An 18,142-nucleotide genomic window follows, 5' to 3' on the forward strand; every position below is an offset into this window, starting at 1 on the left:
GTCCGCATGCCCGATCCGATCGAGCTGGAAGGCGTCGCCAAGATATTCGGCGAAGCCACGGCGCTCGACGTGCCTCGCCTCGCCGTCGGCGCGCGGACCACGCTGGCCGTGGTGGGCCCGAGCGGCTGCGGGAAGAGCACGCTGCTCCGCCTGGTCGTGGGGCTCCTCGTCCCCGACCGGGGCGTCGTGCGCGTGGCCGGCGCGGTCATGGGACCCTCCACGCGCGCGGCGGTCCTGCCCCGCATCGGCTACGTCATCCAGGAGGGCGGCCTCTTCCCCCACCTGACCGCGGGCGCGAACGTCACGCTCGCCGCCGAGGACCACGGCTGGCCCCGTGAGCGCCGGGAGAAGCGCCTCGCCGAGCTCCTCGAGCTCACGCAGATGCCGCGCGCGCTGCTCGCGCGCTACCCCGCCGAGCTGAGCGGCGGCCAGCGCCAGCGCGTGGCCCTGATGCGCGCCCTGATGCTCGATCCCGACGTCGTGCTCCTCGACGAGCCGCTCGCGGCGCTCGATCCGATGATCCGGGCCGACCTCCAGCGCGACCTGCGCGCCGTCTTCGAGCGGCTGCACAAGACGGTCCTCTTCGTGACGCACGACGTCGGCGAGGCCGCGACGATCGGCGACGAGATCGCGCTGATGCGGGCGGGGCGCGTCGTGCAGCGCGGCGCGTTCCGGGACCTGATCGACCGGCCGGCCGATCCCTTCGTCACGGCGTTCCTCACTGCGCAGCGGACGGTCGCGTGGACGTGAGGCTCCGGGCCGCGCTCCTCCTCGCGGCGGCGATGGCCGGCCCGGCCGCGGCGCCGGTCGCGGCGCGCGCCGACCGCGGCGTCGCCGTGGGCTCCAAGGCGTTCGCCGAATCGTGGATCCTGGGCGATGCGCTGGCTGCCGCGATGCGCGAGGCCGGCGTCTCGGCCGTGGTGCACCGGCGGAACCTGGGCGGCACCGAGATCGTGCTCCAGGCGCTCCGCTCGGGGAACGTGGACGTCTATCCCGAGTACACCGGCACCGTCCAGGAGGTGGTGCTCCACGCTCCCCGCGCGCTGAGCCCGGCGGAGATGCGCTCCTCGCTCGCCCGGATCGGGCTGGGGATGAGCGAGCCGATCGGCTTCGACGACAGCTACGCGATCGCCGTCACGCCCCAGGCGGCGCGCCGCTACGGCCTGCGCCTGCTGTCGGACCTGGCCCGGCACCCCGAGGTGCGCCTGGGCCTCACGCACGAGTTCCTGGGCCGCGCGGACGGGTTCCCCGGCCTCGCCGCGCGCTACGGACTCTCGCGCCGGAACGTGACCGGCATCCAGCACGAGCTGGCCTACGCCGCCATGGCGAGCGGGAAGATCGACGCCACCGACATCTACACGACCGACGCGCAGATCGAGCGGATGGGGCTGGTCGTGCTGCGAGACGACCGCGCGTTCTTTCCCCGCTACGACGCGGTGTGGCTCTACCGGCTGGACCTGGCGCGCCGCGAGCCGCACGCGATGGCGGCCCTGCGGCGGCTGACCGGCACGATCGATCAGGCGCGGATGATCCGCGCCAACGCGCGCGTGGTGCTGGGCGGCGCCGAATCGCCCGCGGTCGCCGAGTCGCTCCTCGCGGAGATTTCCGGAACCGGCGCGCCGGCGCCGACGACGGCCGACCGGGGCGGAAGGACGGCCCGCATCGCCAGGAACACCCTCCAGCACCTGAAGCTCGTTTCGCTCTCGCTGGTCGCCGCGGTGCTGATCGGCGTGCCGCTCGGCGTGGCCGCGGCGCGTTCGCGCTGGATCGGCGGGCCGGTCCTGGCCGCGGCCGGTCTCGCGCAGACCGTCCCCTCGCTCGCGCTCCTCGCGGTGCTGATTCCCCTGCTCGGGATCGGCGTGCTCCCGGCGCTGGTCGCGCTCTTCCTCTACAGCCTGCTTCCGATCGTCCGGAACACCTACGTCGGCCTCACGACGATTCCCCCGCCCCTGATCGAGTCGGCCGCGTGCCTTCCCCTCTCGGCCCGCGCGCAGCTGACCCGGATCCGCCTACCCCTGGCCTCCCCCGCGATCCTGGCGGGGATCCGGACCAGCGCCGTGATCAACGTCGGCTCGGCCACCCTGGCCGCCCTGATCGGCGCGGGAGGCCTGGGAGAGCCGATCCTCTCCGGCATCCAGCTCCGCCGGAACGACCTGATCCTGGAAGGGGCCATTCCGGCGGCCCTCCTGGCGCTCCTGGTCGAGCGCGCCTTCGACCTGGCCGACCGGATGGTGGTCCCCAAGGGACTTCGGCTGGCCGCGGGGGCCGGCGCGAAACGGCGGCGGCGAGGCGCCGATTCGTCTAAAATCGAGGGCGAATCAACCCTGGAGGCGAACCATGACCCAGACGCTCCGATCGAGCGAAACTCCTGAAGCACTCGCCGCCCGCCTCGCCGGCGCGCGGGCCCAGACCGACCAGATCTTCGAGGTGCTGAAGCCGGAGGCGCTGTACGAGCGGGCGATCCCCGAGCGGCATCGCATGGCCTTCTACCTGGGCCACCTCGAGGCCTTCGACGGCAACCTGCTCCGCCAGGCCTACGACCTCGCGTCGTTCAATCCCGTCTACGACAAGCTGTTCGCGTTCGGAATCGATCCGGTCGACGGCCAGCTGCCGAGCGACGGCGCGGACGTCTGGCCCCGCCCCGAGCCGATCCGCGCCTACAACGGCCGGATCCGGGAAGCCGTGGACGAGTGCCTCACGGGCAAGCGTCCGATCGGCGCCGGCCACGATCCGGGGACCATCATCAACATGGCGATCGAGCACCGGTTGATGCACGCCGAGACGCTGGCCTATCTGCTGCATCAGCTCCCGATCAAGCTGAAGAAAGGGAAGCCGGACGCGCCCATGACCTCCGCCGCGGGCGTGGACGCGGCGCGCACGGTGCGCATCCCGGCGGGCAGAGCGACGCTCGGACGCTCCCGCGCCTCGGGCGTGTTCGGGTGGGACAACGAATTCGGGGAGCGCGTCGTGCAGGTGCCGGAATTCGAGGTCGACGCCTACAAGGTCACGAACGGCCGCTTTCTCGAGTTCGTCAAGGATGGCGGCTACGAAGACTCGAGCCACTGGACCCCGGAGAACTGGGAGTGGCGGGAGCGCCAGAAGCTCGCGAACCCGCCCTTCTGGACGCGGAAGGCGGGCGCGTGGCACTACCGCGGCATGTTCTCGGAGCCGCTCCTCGCGATGGACGCGCCGGTCTACGTGAGTCATGCGGAAGCCTCCGCCTTCGCGCGCTGGGCCGGCCGCGCGCTTCCGACGGAGGCGCAATTCCACCGGGCCGCCTACGGAACGCCCTCGGGCGAGGAGCGCGAATACCCCTGGGGAAACCAGCCGCCGCGGGAGGAGCACGGAAACTTCGATTTCCACCGCTGGGACCCCACGCCGGTCGGAAGCCATCCCGCCGGGGCGAGCGCGTTCGGCGTGGACGAGACGGTCGGGAACGGCTGGGAGTGGACCTCCTCGCTCTTCGAGCCCTTCCCCGGTTTCGAGGCGCATCCCTTCTATCGCGGCTACTCGGCCGACTTCTTCGACGGCAAGCACTACGTGATGAAGGGGGGCTCGCCGCGCACGGCGGCCTGCATGCTGCGCCGCTCGTTCCGGAACTGGTTCCAGCCGAGATACCCCTACGTGTACGCGGCGTTCCGGACGGTGGCCGGGTGACCGAGCCATCAGCCGCCGGGGGGGCAGGCCCCCGCGGCGGCGCCGACGCCGGTGGAAAGGCGGCCCCGGGCAGCGACATTCCCGGCATGGATCCGGAGATCCTGGCCGCGATCCGGTCCGGGCTTTCCGGCCCGGGCCCGAAGAAGCTGCCGGCGTCACTCCTCTACGACGAGCTGGGCACGGCCTTGTTCGAGGCGATCAGTGCGCTCCCCGAGTACGGGCTCACGCGCGCGGACGAGCGGATCCTGCGCCGCCACGCCCCGGCCATCACGCGCGGCCTGGCCACGCCGCTCCTCGTGGCCGAGCTGGGGAGCGGAACCGGGCGGAAGACGCGCTGGATCCTGGACGCGCTCGCCTCGCGGCAGACGACGCACTACTACCCCATCGACATCTCGGAGACCGCCCTCGCCAAGTGCGCGACGGTGCTGGGGCGACTCCCCGCCGTGCGCTTCGAGGCGATCCACGCCGACTATCTGGCTGGCCTGGCCAGCGTCGCGGCGCAGCGCCGGAGCGCCCACCATCTCCTGGTTCTTTTCCTGGGGAGCACGATCGGAAATTTCGAGCCCGACGCGGCCCGGTCGTTCCTGCGCGAGGTGCGCCGCACGCTGAAACCGGGAGACGCGCTGCTCCTGGGCACCGATCGGGTCAAGCCGGCGCCCACGCTGATCCGGGCCTACGACGATCCGCTGGGGGTCACCGCGGCGTTCGATCGAAATCTCCTGGCCCGCATGAACCGGGACCTCGGCGCCTCGTTCGACCTCGCCCTCTTCCGCCACGAGGCGCGCTGGCGCGAAGCGGAGCGCCGGATCGAGATGCACCTGGTGGCCAAGCGCGCCCACGAGGTCGCGATTCCGGCGCTCGATCTCCGCGTCTCCTTCAAGGACGGCGAGAGCATCTGGACCGAGAGCTCGTACAAGTTCGAGAAGGACGACGTGGCCAAGCTGGCGAAGGCGGCGGGTTTCGAGGTCGCGGCGGAATGGGTGGACGAAGAGTGGCCGTTCGCGGAGGCGCTGCTCCGGGTCTAGGGAGATCCGCCCGATGAAACAGACCGACGACTATCTCCTGAGGCAGATCCAGACGGTGGCCGACATGATCGCGCGCGCCGCCGGGCTTCGTCTCGAGGGTTCGCCCGACGAGGCGCGCGCCGTCCTCGAGCAGGCCTACGGCGTGCTGCTCGCGGGCCAGACCGCGCTCATCCGCCGCCTCGACGCGGGGACGGCGGCGTCCCTGCTCGGCTCGCCGGAGCGGATCCTCATGCTCGCGCGCCTGTTCGAAGAGGAATCGGAGCTCGACGGCAACCCCGCGCTCCGCGAGCGGACGATCGAGCTGACGCGCGAGGCGCTGCGGCGCGATCCCGAGAACGACGAGGCCAAAGTACTCCTGGCCAAGTGGTCGGCTCCGTGAGGCGTGGAAAGGTAGTCGTCCCAGAGCAGCGGTGACGCCTCGCCGTCAGGCTCCACGCTGGGCTTCCGCCACGCGGCCCAGCTCAGCGATCGCGCGCTCGATCTGCTCGTCGGCGAGGTAGGGCGCGGGGCCCAGGCGTAGTTGATCTCCCCGGAAATCGGCCAGGACGCCGCGCGCGCGGAGTCCGGCGCAGATCGCTTCGGCGCGGGGCGACCGGAGCGCCAGAAAGCCGCCGATCCGTTCGAGTGGAAGGGAGCGATCGCGCGCGATCACCCCGGCGTCCTTGCCGAGCGCGTCGAAGCCGCCGGCCAGGAGACGCAGCTGATGCTCGCTGATCGCGCGCAGCCGCTCCGGCGTGAGCCCCTGCTGCTCGAAGAAATCGAAAACGCGTGCGGCGCGATAGTGGCTGGTGGGGTCGTACGTCGCCCCGGCCCATCGGTCGGGCCCTTCCGCGTAGGCCACGCGTCCGGACGAGCGATCGGTGAGATGCGCGAACTCGCCGTACCAGCCGGTGATCACCGGCCGGTAGTCGCGGGCGTGCGGCGGAACCCGCAGGAAGCAGTTCCCCTCCCCCAGCTGGCAGTACTTGTAGCCGCCGCCCACGACGAACGCCTCCTCCAGCCCCTCGGCGCGCAATGAGAAGGGCACGACGTTCAGATGGTGATAGGCGTCGACCAGCAGCTCGGTGCCCTGTGCCCGGCACGCCACCGCCACGGAGCCCAGCCCCGGGACGATCGCCGCGTTTCCGAAGAGCACGGAGGAGGCGAGCACCGCGGCCGTCCTGCCGTTCACGGCCCCGGCGAGGCGATCGGCGATGGCGTCGGGAGGGTCGGCGGGCACCTTCACGATCTCGAGCCGTCCATCCTCGGCGAGCCGGTCGAGCTGGCGGCGGATCGAGTGGAATTCGCCGTCGGTGGTGACCAGCCGCGGCCGCTCGCGCAGGGGAAGGGCGGAGAGAAAGCGCAGCACCAGCTCGTGGGTGTTCTGCCCGAGCGCGACCTCGTCCGGCGCGGCGCCGAGGAGCCTGGCGAAGCCGCGGCGCACGCGGTCGGCCTGTTCCGCCGCGCGCCCCCACTTCTCGTCCACCAGCGCCGCCGCGTCGTTCCACGCCTGGACCTGCCCGTCGAACGCGACGTCCGGCCACGCCTGGTGCGAATGACCCGTCAGGAGGAGCCGCTCGGAGACCCGGAAGCGCGTGTAGTGCGCAGCGAGATCGCCCGGCGTCATAGCTCCGACCGGATCGCCCACAGGTCGGGGAAGAACGGACGGTCCAGGGTCGTGCGCAAGTAGGCGGCCCCCTCCGACCCCCCGGTCCCCTGCTTCGAGCCGATCGTGCGCTCCACCATCTTCACGTGGCGGTAGCGCCATTCCTGGAAGCCCTCGTCCAGGTCCACCAGCCGCTCGCACAACGACGCCGTCATGGCGTCCTTCCGGTAGACCTCGATCAGCACGCGGTGCAGCTCCGGCGCGGGGGCGACCGCCTGGGTCACGTCCCGCCCCAACAGCTCCAGCGGCACGTCGTAGCCCGCCGACGCCAGGAATCGGAGGAAGGCGTCCCACACGGTCGACTCCGACGCGCGCCGCTCCAGCCGCTGGCGCGCCGTGCTCCCCTCGGGATAGCGCGCGAGCGCCGCGTCGCTCCGCGCGCCGAGCAGGAACTCCAGCTCCCGGAACTGCCACGACTGGAACCCGCTCCCCGACTCCAGCCGCGCCCGGAAGGAGAGGAACTCCAGCGGCGTCATCGTCTCGAGCACGTCGATCTGCGCGACCACGACCTTGAGGATGGTGAGCACCCGCTTCAGTGTGTGCAGCGCGCGGGGGAGATCGTTGGCGGCGAGGCGCCCCTTGAGGTAATCCATCTCGTGGAGCAGCTCCTTGAACCACAGCTCGTAGACCTGGTGGATCACGATGAAGAGCGTCTCGTCGTGCTCGGGCCCCTCGGAGAGCGGGGACTGCAGCGCGAGGAGCTCGTCGAGTTTGAGATAGCTGCCGTAGGTGACTCCCATCGCGCCTCCGATCAGGAAAAGCGGGGACGAAACTGGTTCAGCGATTCGTAGGGATCGGGCCAGGGAAGAGGCCAGCCCAGCTCGTAGGCGGCGTGCCGCGTCCAGTACGGGTCCCACAGGTGCGCCCGCGCCAGCAGGCAGAGATCGGCGCGCCCCGCGGCCAGGATCGTGTTCACGTCGGCGTAGGAGGAGATGTTTCCCACCGCCATCGTCGCGATCCCGGCCTCGTGCCGGATCCGGTCGGCGAAGGGGGTCTGGAAGAGCCGTCCGTAGACCGGCCTCTGGTCGGGCACCGTCTGCCCCGCTGAGACGTCCACGATATCGCACCCCGCGGCCTTCAGCATCCGCGCGACACGGACCGAGTCCTCGGGGCCCATGCCGCCGGGCTTCCAGTCGACCGCGGAGATGCGAACCGACATGGGGCGCTCCTCGGGCCAGACCGCCCGCACGGCGCGGAACACCTCGAGCGGAAAGCGCATCCGGTTCTCGAGGGGGCCGCCGTACTCGTCCTCGCGCCGGTTGGTGAGCGGCGAGATGAAGCTCGCGAGCAGGTAGCCGTGCGCCATGTGGATTTCCAGGAGGTCGAACCCCGCCGTCACGGCGTGGTGCGCCGCCTGGGTGAACTGCCCGACCACCAGGTCCATGTCGGCTCGCGTCATCTCGCGTGGCGTCTGGCTGTGCGGGAAGTAGGGGATCGGCGAAGGGGCGAGAATTGGCCAGCCTCCCGTCTCCAGCGGCTGCGCGTCCCCCTCCCACGAGAGCTTGGTCGCGCCTTTCCGTCCCGCATGGCCCAGCTGCATCGCGATCTTCGCCGGCGTCCGCCCGTGCACGAAGTCCACGATCCGCTTCCACGCGGCCGCGTGCCTCTCGGAATAGAGCCCCGTGCACCCCGGAGAGATCCGCCCCTCCGGGCTCACGTCGGTCATCTCGACGAAGACGAGCCCGGCGCCGCCGATGGCGCGCGACCCGATGTGCACCAGGTGCCAGTCGTCGGGCATGCCGTCGGTCGCCGAGTACTGGCACATCGGCGAGACGACGACGCGGTTCCGGAATACCAGGTCGCGCAGGCGGAACGGCGTGAACATCGGCGGAGGCGCCGGCGCGCGCGGAACGGGAGCGCCCGACTGCTCCTCCGCCCGCTCCGCGAACCAGGAGTCCACCCGCGCGGTGAAGGCCGGGTCCCGAAGCTTGAGATTTTCGTGCGTCACGCGAAGGCTCCGCGTGATCAGGGTGAACGCGAACTGGAGCGGGTCGAGGTCCATGTAGCGCTCGGTGTCCTCGAACCACTGGAGCGAGGCCTGGGCGGCGCGCTGCAGGCTCTCCACCGCGGGGCGGCGGGCGGCTTCGTAGGCCGTGAGCGCGTCGGCGATGGAGGGCTGGGTCCGGAGCGCTTCGACCAGCGCCACGGCATCCTCCATCGCGAGCTTGGTCCCGGAACCCACCGAGAAGTGGGCCGTGTGCGCCGCGTCCCCCGCGAGCACGACGTTGCCGTGGGACCAGCGCTCGTTCCGGATGGTCGGAAAGCTGCGCCAGATCGAGCGGTTCCCGAGGAGGCGGTGCCCCTCCAGCTCCTCGGCGAAGAGCGCCTCGCAGAAGGCGATCGTGCGCCCCTCGTCCCCCTCGGCGAGCCCGGCCCGGCGCCACGTCGCCTCGGTGGCTTCGACGATGAACGTGGAGCGATCGGGCTCGTACTGGTAGGCGTGCACGCGCCAGAGCCCGCTCGCGTCGCTCTTGAAATAGAAGGTGAACGCCGGGAAGGGCTTCGTGGTGCCGAGCCACACGAACCGGTTGGGCCGGACGTCCACGACCGGTCGGAAGTGCTCGCGATAGCGCTCCCGCACGGCGGAGTTCACGCCGTCCGCGGCGAGGATCAGGTCGGCTCCCTCGAGCGCCGCGGGGTCGAGCATCTCCCGCTCGAAGCAGAGGCGCACGCCCGCCTCGCGGCACCGGGCGGCCAGGATGCCGAGCAGGCCCGCCCGGGAGAGCCCCGAGAAGCGGTGCCCCGTCGAGACGAGGGTGTGTCCCTTGTAGTGGACCTCGATGTCGTCCCAGCGGTGGCAGCGCGCGGTCATCGCGGCCGCGACGTCGGCGTCGGCGACGGCGAGCGCCTCCTCGGTGGCATCGGAGAAGACCACGCCGAAGCCGAAGGTGTCGTCGGGCCGGTTCCGCTCGTAGACGGCGATCTCGTGCCTGGGGTCGGCCCGCTTCAAGAGCAGCGCGAAGAAGAGCCCGGCGGGGCCGCCGCCGATGACGGCGGCCTTCATCGCCCGGCCTGCAGCACCTGCCCGGCGATCACGAGGTGCTGGATCTCCGTCGTCCCTTCGTAGATGCGGAGCGCGCGGACGGCCCGGTAGAGACGGTCCACCGGATGGTCGGCCAGGACGCCGCGCGCGCCCAGGATCTGCACGGCGTCGTCCACGATGCGCTGCGCGGCCTCGGTGGCGTACGACTTCGCCATCGCCGCCTCCATCGTGACGCGCTCGGCGCCGTGGTCGGCTTCCCACGCGGCGCGGTAGACCAGGAGGCGCGCCGCATCCAGCTCCGTCGCCATGCGCGCGATCTTCTCCTGGACCAGCTGGAATTCGGCGAGCGGCTTTCCGAACTGCGTCCGGGCGCGCGCGTGGGCGGCGGCTTCATATACGCCGCGTGCGGCCATGCCGCACGCGGCGGCGCCGACCGTGGCGCGCATCCGGTCCAACGTCTTCAGGCCCAGCGCGAACCCGCGCCCCTCTTCGCCGAGGAGGTTCGCCGCGGGAATCCGGCACCCCTCGAACGCCAGCTCCCCCAGAGGGTGCGGCGCCGAGAGCACCTGGGGTCCCACAAAGCGCAATCCCGGGGCATCGGCCGGCACGAGGAAGGCGGAAATCCCCTTGCCGCGCGCGTCCGGATCGGTCGAGGCGAAGACCACGTAGAAGTCGGCGATGCCGGCGTTGGAGATGTACGACTTGGCGCCGTCCAGGACGTAGTCGCCGCCGTCCTTGCGTGCGCGCGTCCGGAGCGCGGCCACGTCCGATCCCGCCTCGGTCTCCGTCATGGCGAACGCGCTCATGGCGCGCCCCGCGATCGCTTCCTCGGCGAGCCGGGCGCCCGTGGGAGAGCCGGTCGTCAGGAGCGGCAGCGTTCCCAGCCCCTGCAGCGCGAACACCGCGTCGGCGAGCGGGCTGGCCGCCGCCAGCGCCTCGCGCGCGAGGCAGCAGGCGCGCCAGTCGCCGCGGCGGATCGGCTCCAGCATCCTCCCCGCTCCGAGCGCCGCCAGGATCGCGCGCGCTTCCACCCGCGCCGCCGCATCGGTCGCGGCGGGGGTGCGCGGGGCGATCTCGCGCGCGGCGAACGCCGCGGCCTCGGCCGCGAACGTCTCGTGCGAGGGATCGAGAAGGGCGCGGACGGGGCGCGGGTCGGGAATCAACGGAACCGCGGCTCCCGCTTCTCGCGGAACGCCTCGTAGGCCTCGCGGAAGTTGGGGTGCTCCATCAGGGCGGCCTGGGCGTCCGACTCGTAGTTCAGCGCGGAGACCAGATCCTGGCTGAACTCGTAGTCGAGCGCCTCCTTGGTCACGGCGAGCGCGGCCGAGGGCCCGCGCGCGAGCTTCTCCGCGTAGGCCGTCGCCTCCGCGAGGACGCGGTCCGGCGCCACCACGCGATGATAGAGCCCGATCTCGTAGGCGCGCTTGGCGTCGATGAAGTCGCCGGTCATCAGCAATTCGGTCGCGCGCCCCAGCCCCACGATGCGCGGCAGGAGCCAGGAGGCCCCCATGTCCGCGCCCGAGAGGCCGACCCGAACGAAGAGGAAGGCGATCTTGGCCGTCTCCGACGCGATCCGAAGGTCGCACGCCGTCGCGATCACGGCGCCGGCCCCGGCCGTCGTGCCGTTCAGCGCGGCGATCACAGGCTTCCTGCAGCCGCGGATGTTCCGGATCAGGTCGCAGGTCATGCGCGTGAACTCGCGGAGCCCGCCGAAGTCGCGCTCGAACAGCGCGCCGATGATCTCCTCCACGTCCCCGCCGGAGCAGAAGCCGCGCCCCGCGCCGGTCAGGACGATCGCGCGCACCCCTTCCTCCTGGTCGAGCGCGGCGAAGAGATCGCGCAGCTCGGCGTAGACCTCGAACGTGAGCGCGTTCAGCCGCTCGGGCCGGTTCAGCGTGATCGTGGCCACGCTCGTCGCCTCGTTCACGGCATAGAGGAAGGACTTCGGCTGGAGCGGGGTGAGATCGGCCGGCCTCGGCTCCTGGCTCACGCGCCACCTCCGCCGATGACCGCCGTCGCTTCCATCTCCACCATCGCTCCGCGGTCCATCAGCCCCTTCACCTCCACGAGCGCCACCGCCGGATAGAAGCGCCCCAGCCGCGCGCGCCAGGCCTCGCCGACGGCTCGCCGGGCAGCGCGATACGCGGCGAGATCGGTCACATAGATGGTGAGCCGCGCGAGATCCTCGGGGCGCCCGTCCGCCTCGGCGATCACCGCAAGCACCTTGTCGAGAGCGCGCACGAACTGCGCGGCGAAATCGGGGGGATCGCCGGCGGCCTCTTCTTCCCATCCGGCCTGCCCCGCGACGAACAGAAGTCTTCCCCCCGCCGGGGCGAGGAGTCCGTTGTTCCAGCCCTTGGGCTCGCCCAGCGAGGCCGGGTTCACGATCTGGAACGTCACGCCGCGTGCACCCGCGCGCCCAGGACCACCGTCTGTCCCGTCGCCTCATCGCCGCCCATGGCCATCTTGAGAATCGCCTCGCCCACCTCCTCGGTCGTGAGCAGCCGTTCCTGCCCCGTCGTGCCCAGGATCGCCGCGAGCGCCTCGGGATGGGAGAGCCCGCCCCGCGACATCGCCCCCGCGACCGCTTCCTTGGTGATCGAGGTGTCGACGTATCCGGGACAGATCGCGTTCACCGTCACTCCCTTCCCCGCCAGCTCCTCGGCGAGGCAGCGCACCAGGCCGATCACCGCGTGCTTCGACGCGGCGTAGGGCGCGATGTACTTCCCCCCCGTGAGCCCCGCGATCGAGGCGACGGCGACGATCCGGCCATAGCCCCGCTCGGCCATCGCGGGCGCGAACTCGCGCGCGCAGAGAAAGGCGCTCCGCGCGTTCGCGCGCATCATGCGGTCCCAGTCGGCCGCCGCCACGTCGGCAAAGCGACCGGCCATCGCGGCGCCGGCGCTCATCACGAGCACGTCGACCGGGCCGAGCGCCTCCCGGACCTCGCGCGCCAGCGCGCGCACCGGCTCCTCCTCGGCGACGTCATGCGCGTGGGACGACGCGCGGCCGCCCGCGTCGAGGATCTCCCCCGCGATCAGGTCCACCTCGCGGCGCGATCGCGCCGCGACGGCCACCGCCGCACCCGCGGCCGCGAGACGCCGCGCCGCCGCGGCGCCGATCCCACGGCCGCCCCCGGTGACCAGAGCGACGCGCCCCGAAAGCGGCCGGTCAGCCACGGTCCCGCTCCAGCACCGCCTCGGCCAGAATCGCTCCGAGCGCCTCGATGGTGCGCCTTCCCTCCTCGGCGGTGGCGTCGGCGGGCCAGCCGAAGTAGGCCCGCGGACCGCCGGCTTCCTCGAACGTGCGCGCGCCGGTCCGGATCGCTCGCGAGAGCGACGCGGGATTGGGCGCAAGCCCCCGGCGCGTCTCCTCGCGCACGAGGTCGGGGCGGGCCGCGAGCACGACCGAGCCCTCGTAGCGGCCCGCGTGGCAGGCGCCGGTCTGGAATTCCTCCCCCAGCCGTAGCGCCCAGGGCTTGCGCGTCAGATCGGGGCAGATCACCGGAAGAAGCTCCTCCTCGTCGGCCAGAGCGCGCGCGGCGGCGAGCGTCTCGAGATGGGCGGGGTCCAGATGGGCGTTGGCCACCCCGAGCGCGGCGAAACCCTGGCGCGTGAGCTCCCGCGCGAGGTCGAGCAGGATCGCACGCACGCTCGCGGCGCCGACCGAGATCGTCCCCGGAAAGCCGGCGCCGAACGGGGCGGCGGCGTAGGGAAGCGCCGGGAGCACCACCGCGATCCGCCCCTTCGCCTCGAGACGGTCCGCGGCGGCGGCGGCCATCGCTTCGGCCAGGATCACGTCGGTGGCGAGCGGAAGATGGGGGCCGTGCGCCTCGATGGCGCCGACCGGAAGCAGGGCGACGGCCCGCGGGCGGTCGAGATCCCGCGCCTCTTCCCAGGTCAGGTCGGCCCACTTGCGCGGCGCCACAATGTCCTCCGAGTCGGGTCTTGCCGCCCGCAGGCCGGGCGTCCATCATGGGACCAGCCACGAAACTTACCATGACCTACGAGCCGCCGGAACGCCTGAACCTCGCCGATCACTTCCTCGACGCCCGCGTCCGCGAAGGGCGCGGCGGCCGGACGGCGCTCGTCACCGACCAGGGCTCCCTCACCTACGCCGACGTCCAGGCGCTCGCCAACCGCTTCGGCCACCTGATCCGGGCGGCCGGCGCCGAGCCGGAGCAGCGGGTGATGATCGCCCTCCCCGACGGCCCCGAGTTCGTGGCGGCCCTCTTCGGGACGCTGAAGATCGGCGCGGTCGCGGTCATGGTGAACCCCGGGCTCTCCCTCGAGGAGGTCCGGCATCTCCTGGCCTACACGCGGGCGCGGGTCGTGGTCGCGCACCGGGAGACCGCGGGCGTCTTCGAGCGGGCCGCGGCCGAGGGCCCCCACGTGAAGCGGCTCCTCGTCGCGGACACCGACCCCTTCGCCCGGGCGCTGGCCGCCGCCTCCGCCGCGCTCGACGCCTTCCCCAGTCATCGCGACGATCCGGCCATCTGGCTTTTCTCCGGCGGGACGACGGGGCGGCCGAAGGCGGTCGTCCAGACGCACCGCTCCTTCGCCTATACCGCCGCCTGCTACGGACCCGAGGTGATCGGCTACACCGAGAACGACGTGACGCTCTCCGTGCCGAAGCTCTACTTCGGCTACGCCACCGGGGCGAACCTCTTCTTTCCCTTCGCCGCGGGCGCAGCCTCCGCCCTCTTCCCCGAGCCGGCCACCGCGGAGACGGTGTTCGCCAAGGTCCGGAAGTTCCGGCCGACCGTGCTCGTGAACGTCCCGACGATGGTGCACAAGATGGTGACCCACCCCGGCGCTTCGGCCCAGGACCTCGCCTCCCTTCGCGTGGCGATCTCCGCGGGGGAGGCGCTTCCCGCCGAGCTTTACGCGCGCTGGAAGAAGACCACGGAGGCGGAGCTCTTGGACGGCCTCGGCACCGCCGAGATGTGGCACATCTTCATCTCGAACCGGATCGGGGCGGTGCGCCCGGGGACGCTGGGCACCGTGGTCCCCGGCTTCGAGATCCAGGCGTGCGACGAGGAGGGGCGGCAGCTTCCCCCGGGCGAGACGGGCTGGCTCCGGGTGCGCGGCGGCGCGCGCGCGATCGGCTACTGGCAACATCAAGAAAAGACCGAGCAGGCCTTCCGCGGGGAATGGTACGTGACGGGAGACCTGGTCCAGATCGACGCCGGCGGCATCGTGACCTACTGCGGGCGCGGCGACGAGCTGCTGAAAGTGGCGGGCAAGTGGCTCGCGCCGGCCGAGGTGGAGGGCTGCCTGCTGGATCACCCCGCGGTGGTCGAGGCCGCGGTCGTCGGCGCTGCCGACGGGAGCGGACTGGTGAAGCCGATCGCCTACGTCGTGGCGCGCGAGCGGCGCGACGGTCTGGCCGACGAGCTGCGCGCCCACGTGCGCGAGCGGCTCGCCCCCTACAAGCACCCGCGCGAGGTGGTTTTCCTGGACGCGCTCCCCCGGACGCATCTCGGCAAGGTGGACCGGGGGCGCCTCCGGGCGGGGTAGCGGAGATGGCTGTGGCCCGCAGGGGGCCGCCGCGCGGCCGGGGCGCGCTCCTCGTCGGCACGTCGGGGTGGGCCTACCGCCACTGGCCCCGCTTCTATCCCCCCGAGCTTCGCCCGCCGCGGTTCCTGGCGCACTACGCCACGCGCTTTCCGACTGTGGAGGTGAACACCTCCTTCTACCACCTGCCGCTGCGCACGACCTACGCGAAGTGGGCGGCGGAGACCGGCCCCGACTTCCGCTTCACGCTCAAGCTGAGCCGCTACGTCACGCACATCAAGCGACTCTCGGGCGTGAAGGCGGAGACGCGTCTCTTCCTGGAGCGCGCCGAGCCGCTGGGTGAGAAGCTGGGCCCGATCCTGGTCCAGCTACCCCCGCAGCTCCGGGCCGACCCCGCGCGCCTGGAGCGCTTCCTCGCCATGTTCCGCTCCCTCGAGGTCGAACGCGGTGAGCGCGTGCGGCTGGCGTTCGAGTTCCGGCACCAGACCTGGTTCGATTCGGAACAAGCGCTCACCTCGCTCGCGCGACATGGCGCCGCCCTCGTCTTCGGCCAGTCGGGCCGCTATCCCTACCCTTCGGCCGAGCCGCTCACGGCCGATTGGGTCTATCTCCGGTTCCACGGACCGCGCGAGTTCTGCGCCTCGGAGTACGGGCGCGAAGGGCTCGCGCCGTGGGCGGGAAAGATCGCGCGGTGGCGCGCCGAGGGGAGGGACGTGTACGCCTACTTCAACAACGACGTGCACGGCTACGCGGTGGAGGACGCGGCGCTGCTCGTTCGGATGGCGGAAGGGTCGGGCGAGGGGCTGGGGTCGGAATGAGGCGCGGGCGGAAAGCGCGCCCGCGACGGTTCCGCGGGCGCGCCGGTATGACTCAACCATCCCGCCGTTACGAGCGGGCGCTCCTCGAAGAAGAGCGCGACCGGGACGAAGAGCTCCGTGAGCTGGAGCGGCGGGACGAAGACCGCGTCGAACCGGACCGCCCCGAGCTGGAGCGCCCCGAGCTGGACCGTCCCGAGCTGGACCGCGCCGAGCTGGAGCGCCGCGACGTGGAGCCCGTGCGCTTCCGGGGCACCTTGGCGCCCTTCTCGCGCGCCTCGGACAAACCAATCGCGATCGCCTGCTTCCGGCTGGTCACCGTTCCTCCGTGCCCCGACTTCCCCCGCTTCAGCGTGCCGTGCTTCTTCCGGCGCATCGCGCTCTCGACGGATTTGGAGGCGGACTCGCCGTAGCGGCGGCCGCTGGATTTCTTTCTGCGTGTCGGCATCGTCTTCTCCTGTTCGAACGGCGCGAACCGCGTTCGCGCTCCCAGGTCCACTCCCCTTGGTTCCCGTTGCGGAGTGCACATCCCATGCCGACGCGCGGCTCGTGGAGCGCTGCGAACCGCCTTGACCCTCTCCGACGATGCGGGTACGGTCGCGGGAACGGATCGATTCCGCGCGCCAACCCCTGGAGCCGACATGCCCCGCCGCGCCGCGCCAGCCCGCAAGAGCCCTTCTGCGCCGCGGCGCTCGCCCTCCCGAAATGGGAACGCCCGAAACGCGGAGCGCTCCACGGGCTCCGCCGCCTCGAAGCTCCTCGACGGCTGCCTCAACGTCGCCGACCTGGAAGTTCTCGCCAAGCGGAAGCTTCCCCGCGCGACCTACGACTACTACGCCGGCGGCGCCGAGGACGAGCGGACCCTGGCGCGGAACCGGGCAGGGTTCGAGCGCTACGCCCTGCTCCATCGCGTGCTCGTGAACGTCGAGCGCGTGGACACGAGCGCCTCCGTGCTCGGCTCCGCCGTCACGAACCCGGTGCTCGTCGCGCCGACCGCCTACCAGCGGCTCGCGGACGACCGGGGGGAGATCGCCACCGCCCGCGCGGCGGGAGAGGCGGGGTCGCTCATGACGGTCAGCACGCTCGCCACCCGAAGCCTGGAGGAGGTGGCGGCCGCGGCCACGGGGCCGCTCTGGTTCCAGCTCTACGTCTATCGCGACCGCGCCGTCACCGAGCGGCTGATCGCGCGGGCCGAGGCGGCGGGCTACCGCGCGCTCGTCGTCACCGTGGACACGCCGCTTCTGGGAAGGCGCGAGCGGGACCATCGGAACGGCTTCGCCCTTCCCCGCGGCATGACGATCGCGAACTTCACCGAGGATGCCGACCGCGCGGGGTTCGAGCGCTACGGCAGCCTCGCGGCCTACGCCTCGGCCCAGCTCGATCCCTCGCTCACCTGGGAATCGATCGAGTGGTTCCGGAAGCGGACCCGGCTCCCGATCGTGCTCAAGGGGATCGTGCGCGCGGACGACGCGCGGCGCGCGGTGGACTGCGGCGCCGACGGCGTCTGGGTGTCGAACCACGGAGGGCGGCAGCTCGACGGATGCGAGGCCTCGGTGCTCGCGCTGCCGGCGGTGGCCGAGGCCGTCGGGAGCGCCGCCGAGGTGTACGTGGACGGAGGGATCCGGCGCGGCAGCGAGGTCGTGAAAGCCCTGGCGCTCGGAGCGCGCGCGGTGTTCGTCGGGCGTCCGATTCTCTGGGGGCTCGCCGTCGGGGGGGAGCGCGGGGTCCGCCGCGTGCTCGATCTCCTGCGCGAGGAGGTCGCGCTCTCGCTGGCGCTCGCCGGGTGCGCTGACCTCCGCTCCGCGGACCGAAGCCTGGTCGTCTCCTGCGCATGACCGGCGTTCGGATCGCCTTCCCCCGTCCCGCGCTGGCCGCGGCGCTCGCCCTGGCGCTCTTCCCCGGCTGCCTCACCTACGAGAAGAGCCAGACCCGCGTCTCGGTCGACGCCAGAACAGGCGTCGCCCACGTGCAGACCACCTACTGGAACATCGCCTCGACCGAGCCGGGGCGCCGGGAGCAGTGGGACGACTTCGAGCAACTCGATTCCCTGCGGCGGAGCGACGCCTATTTCGTCACGAGCTATCTGCGGAGCCCGGCGGGCGGACAGGTCGGGAAGCGCCGGGTCTGGATCGAGAAGGGGCGGGTGCACGCGTCGGCCTCGGTCACGACGCGGGACCTGAACGAGCTCGCCGAGGGATGGAGCGCCGACTCCTCCGAATATCGCTACACGTCCAGCCTGGAGATCACCGCCACCAACGGACGGCGGACCGACGACGAGAAGCCCACCGTCGTCTGGCCACGCTCGGCGCGGCTGCTCTCGGTCGCCGAACGGGACCCGCACTTCGGCGAGGCGGTCCCGTTCCGGCCGGAGATCCGGGACAGCCTCGCGAAGCGGCTTCCGCCGGCGGTGAAGGCGGCGCATCCGAAGCGCGCCGCGAAGCACCCGGCCGCGCGGCGCCCCCGCGCCCCCTCCAGGCGGAGACGGTCGCATTAACGATCCG

Annotated in this window: 18 protein-coding genes; 9 read left to right on the forward strand and 9 right to left on the reverse strand. The window is 72.0% G+C overall.

The window, feature by feature from the left end; all coding sequences use genetic code 11:
* Window positions 1-6 precede the first annotated feature (6 nt).
* The 5 genes from VE326_12680 (at window position 7) to VE326_12700 (ending at window position 5,061) form a co-directional block, all read left to right on the forward strand.
* On the forward strand, window positions 7-750 hold the full coding sequence (locus VE326_12680; protein HYJ34058.1) for an ATP-binding cassette domain-containing protein: 744 nt from the start codon (window positions 7-9) through the stop codon (window positions 748-750).
* Complete coding sequence (locus tag VE326_12685) at window positions 747-2,372, forward strand: glycine betaine ABC transporter substrate-binding protein (protein HYJ34059.1); 1,626 nt, start codon at window positions 747-749, stop codon at window positions 2,370-2,372. Before VE326_12680 ends, VE326_12685 begins: the two co-directional genes overlap by 4 nt.
* Window positions 2,338-3,657, forward strand: a complete 1,320-nt coding sequence (locus VE326_12690; GenBank protein HYJ34060.1) for an SUMF1/EgtB/PvdO family nonheme iron enzyme — start codon at window positions 2,338-2,340, stop codon at window positions 3,655-3,657. Before VE326_12685 ends, VE326_12690 begins: the two co-directional genes overlap by 35 nt.
* 86 nt (window positions 3,658-3,743) lie before the next feature.
* A complete protein-coding gene (gene egtD, locus VE326_12695) occupies window positions 3,744-4,682 on the forward strand; it encodes an L-histidine N(alpha)-methyltransferase (GenBank protein ID HYJ34061.1) in 939 nt (312 codons plus the stop codon).
* Between the two features lie 13 nt (window positions 4,683-4,695).
* Window positions 4,696-5,061, forward strand: a complete 366-nt coding sequence (locus tag VE326_12700) for a hypothetical protein (GenBank protein HYJ34062.1) — start codon at window positions 4,696-4,698, stop codon at window positions 5,059-5,061.
* 45 nt (window positions 5,062-5,106) lie between these two features.
* Here VE326_12700 and VE326_12705 read toward each other — a convergent pair whose 3' ends face one another.
* From VE326_12705 to VE326_12740, 8 genes are read right to left on the reverse strand one after another with little or no spacing between them, the layout of a single operon-like run.
* On the reverse strand, window positions 5,107-6,288 hold the full coding sequence (locus VE326_12705) for a kynureninase (GenBank protein HYJ34063.1): 1,182 nt from the start codon (window positions 6,286-6,288) through the stop codon (window positions 5,107-5,109).
* Window positions 6,285-7,067 carry a tryptophan 2,3-dioxygenase family protein gene (locus VE326_12710; protein ID HYJ34064.1) on the reverse strand — a complete coding sequence of 261 codons (783 nt, stop codon included), beginning with the start codon at window positions 7,065-7,067 and terminating at the stop codon, window positions 6,285-6,287. The genes VE326_12705 and VE326_12710 overlap by 4 nt, the downstream gene beginning before the upstream one ends.
* Before the next feature lie 11 nt (window positions 7,068-7,078).
* Window positions 7,079-9,331 carry a bifunctional salicylyl-CoA 5-hydroxylase/oxidoreductase gene (locus tag VE326_12715; protein HYJ34065.1) on the reverse strand — a complete coding sequence of 751 codons (2,253 nt, stop codon included), beginning with the start codon at window positions 9,329-9,331 and terminating at the stop codon, window positions 7,079-7,081.
* Window positions 9,328-10,473 (reverse strand): acyl-CoA dehydrogenase family protein, encoded by a 1,146-nt coding sequence (locus tag VE326_12720; GenBank protein ID HYJ34066.1) that lies wholly within the window; start codon window positions 10,471-10,473, stop codon window positions 9,328-9,330. Before VE326_12720 ends, VE326_12715 begins: the two co-directional genes overlap by 4 nt.
* A complete protein-coding gene (locus VE326_12725; protein HYJ34067.1) occupies window positions 10,470-11,300 on the reverse strand; it encodes an enoyl-CoA hydratase family protein in 831 nt (276 codons plus the stop codon). Before VE326_12725 ends, VE326_12720 begins: the two co-directional genes overlap by 4 nt.
* Window positions 11,297-11,710 (reverse strand): RidA family protein, encoded by a 414-nt coding sequence (locus tag VE326_12730; GenBank protein HYJ34068.1) that lies wholly within the window; start codon window positions 11,708-11,710, stop codon window positions 11,297-11,299. Before VE326_12730 ends, VE326_12725 begins: the two co-directional genes overlap by 4 nt.
* The gene (locus VE326_12735) at window positions 11,707-12,489 is read right to left on the reverse strand and encodes an SDR family oxidoreductase (GenBank protein ID HYJ34069.1); all 783 of its coding nucleotides are present in this window, start codon (window positions 12,487-12,489) and stop codon (window positions 11,707-11,709) included. The genes VE326_12730 and VE326_12735 overlap by 4 nt, the downstream gene beginning before the upstream one ends.
* Complete coding sequence (locus VE326_12740; protein ID HYJ34070.1) at window positions 12,482-13,237, reverse strand: creatininase family protein; 756 nt, start codon at window positions 13,235-13,237, stop codon at window positions 12,482-12,484. The genes VE326_12735 and VE326_12740 overlap by 8 nt, the downstream gene beginning before the upstream one ends.
* A 71-nt stretch (window positions 13,238-13,308) precedes the next feature.
* On the opposite strand from VE326_12740, the gene VE326_12745 reads away from it, so the two are divergent.
* Both VE326_12745 and VE326_12750 read left to right on the forward strand, forming a co-directional pair.
* Window positions 13,309-14,829, forward strand: a complete 1,521-nt coding sequence (locus VE326_12745) for a benzoate-CoA ligase family protein (protein ID HYJ34071.1) — start codon at window positions 13,309-13,311, stop codon at window positions 14,827-14,829.
* 11 nt (window positions 14,830-14,840) lie between these two features.
* Window positions 14,841-15,644 carry a DUF72 domain-containing protein gene (locus tag VE326_12750; GenBank protein ID HYJ34072.1) on the forward strand — a complete coding sequence of 268 codons (804 nt, stop codon included), beginning with the start codon at window positions 14,841-14,843 and terminating at the stop codon, window positions 15,642-15,644.
* 67 nt (window positions 15,645-15,711) lie between these two features.
* Here VE326_12750 and VE326_12755 read toward each other — a convergent pair whose 3' ends face one another.
* A complete protein-coding gene (locus VE326_12755) occupies window positions 15,712-16,284 on the reverse strand; it encodes a DUF6496 domain-containing protein (GenBank protein HYJ34073.1) in 573 nt (190 codons plus the stop codon).
* Between VE326_12755 and VE326_12760 the strand changes: the two genes are divergently transcribed.
* Complete coding sequence (locus tag VE326_12760; protein HYJ34074.1) at window positions 16,283-17,476, forward strand: alpha-hydroxy acid oxidase; 1,194 nt, start codon at window positions 16,283-16,285, stop codon at window positions 17,474-17,476. The two genes, VE326_12755 and VE326_12760, sit on opposite strands and share 2 nt — an antisense overlap.
* A complete protein-coding gene (locus VE326_12765) occupies window positions 17,473-18,135 on the forward strand; it encodes a hypothetical protein (GenBank protein HYJ34075.1) in 663 nt (220 codons plus the stop codon). The genes VE326_12760 and VE326_12765 overlap by 4 nt, the downstream gene beginning before the upstream one ends.
* The last annotated feature ends 7 nt before the right edge of the window (window positions 18,136-18,142 follow it).

Source organism: Candidatus Binatia bacterium (assembly GCA_035631035.1).
In the GTDB taxonomy this organism is placed as follows: domain Bacteria; phylum Eisenbacteria; class RBG-16-71-46; order SZUA-252; family SZUA-252; genus DASQJL01.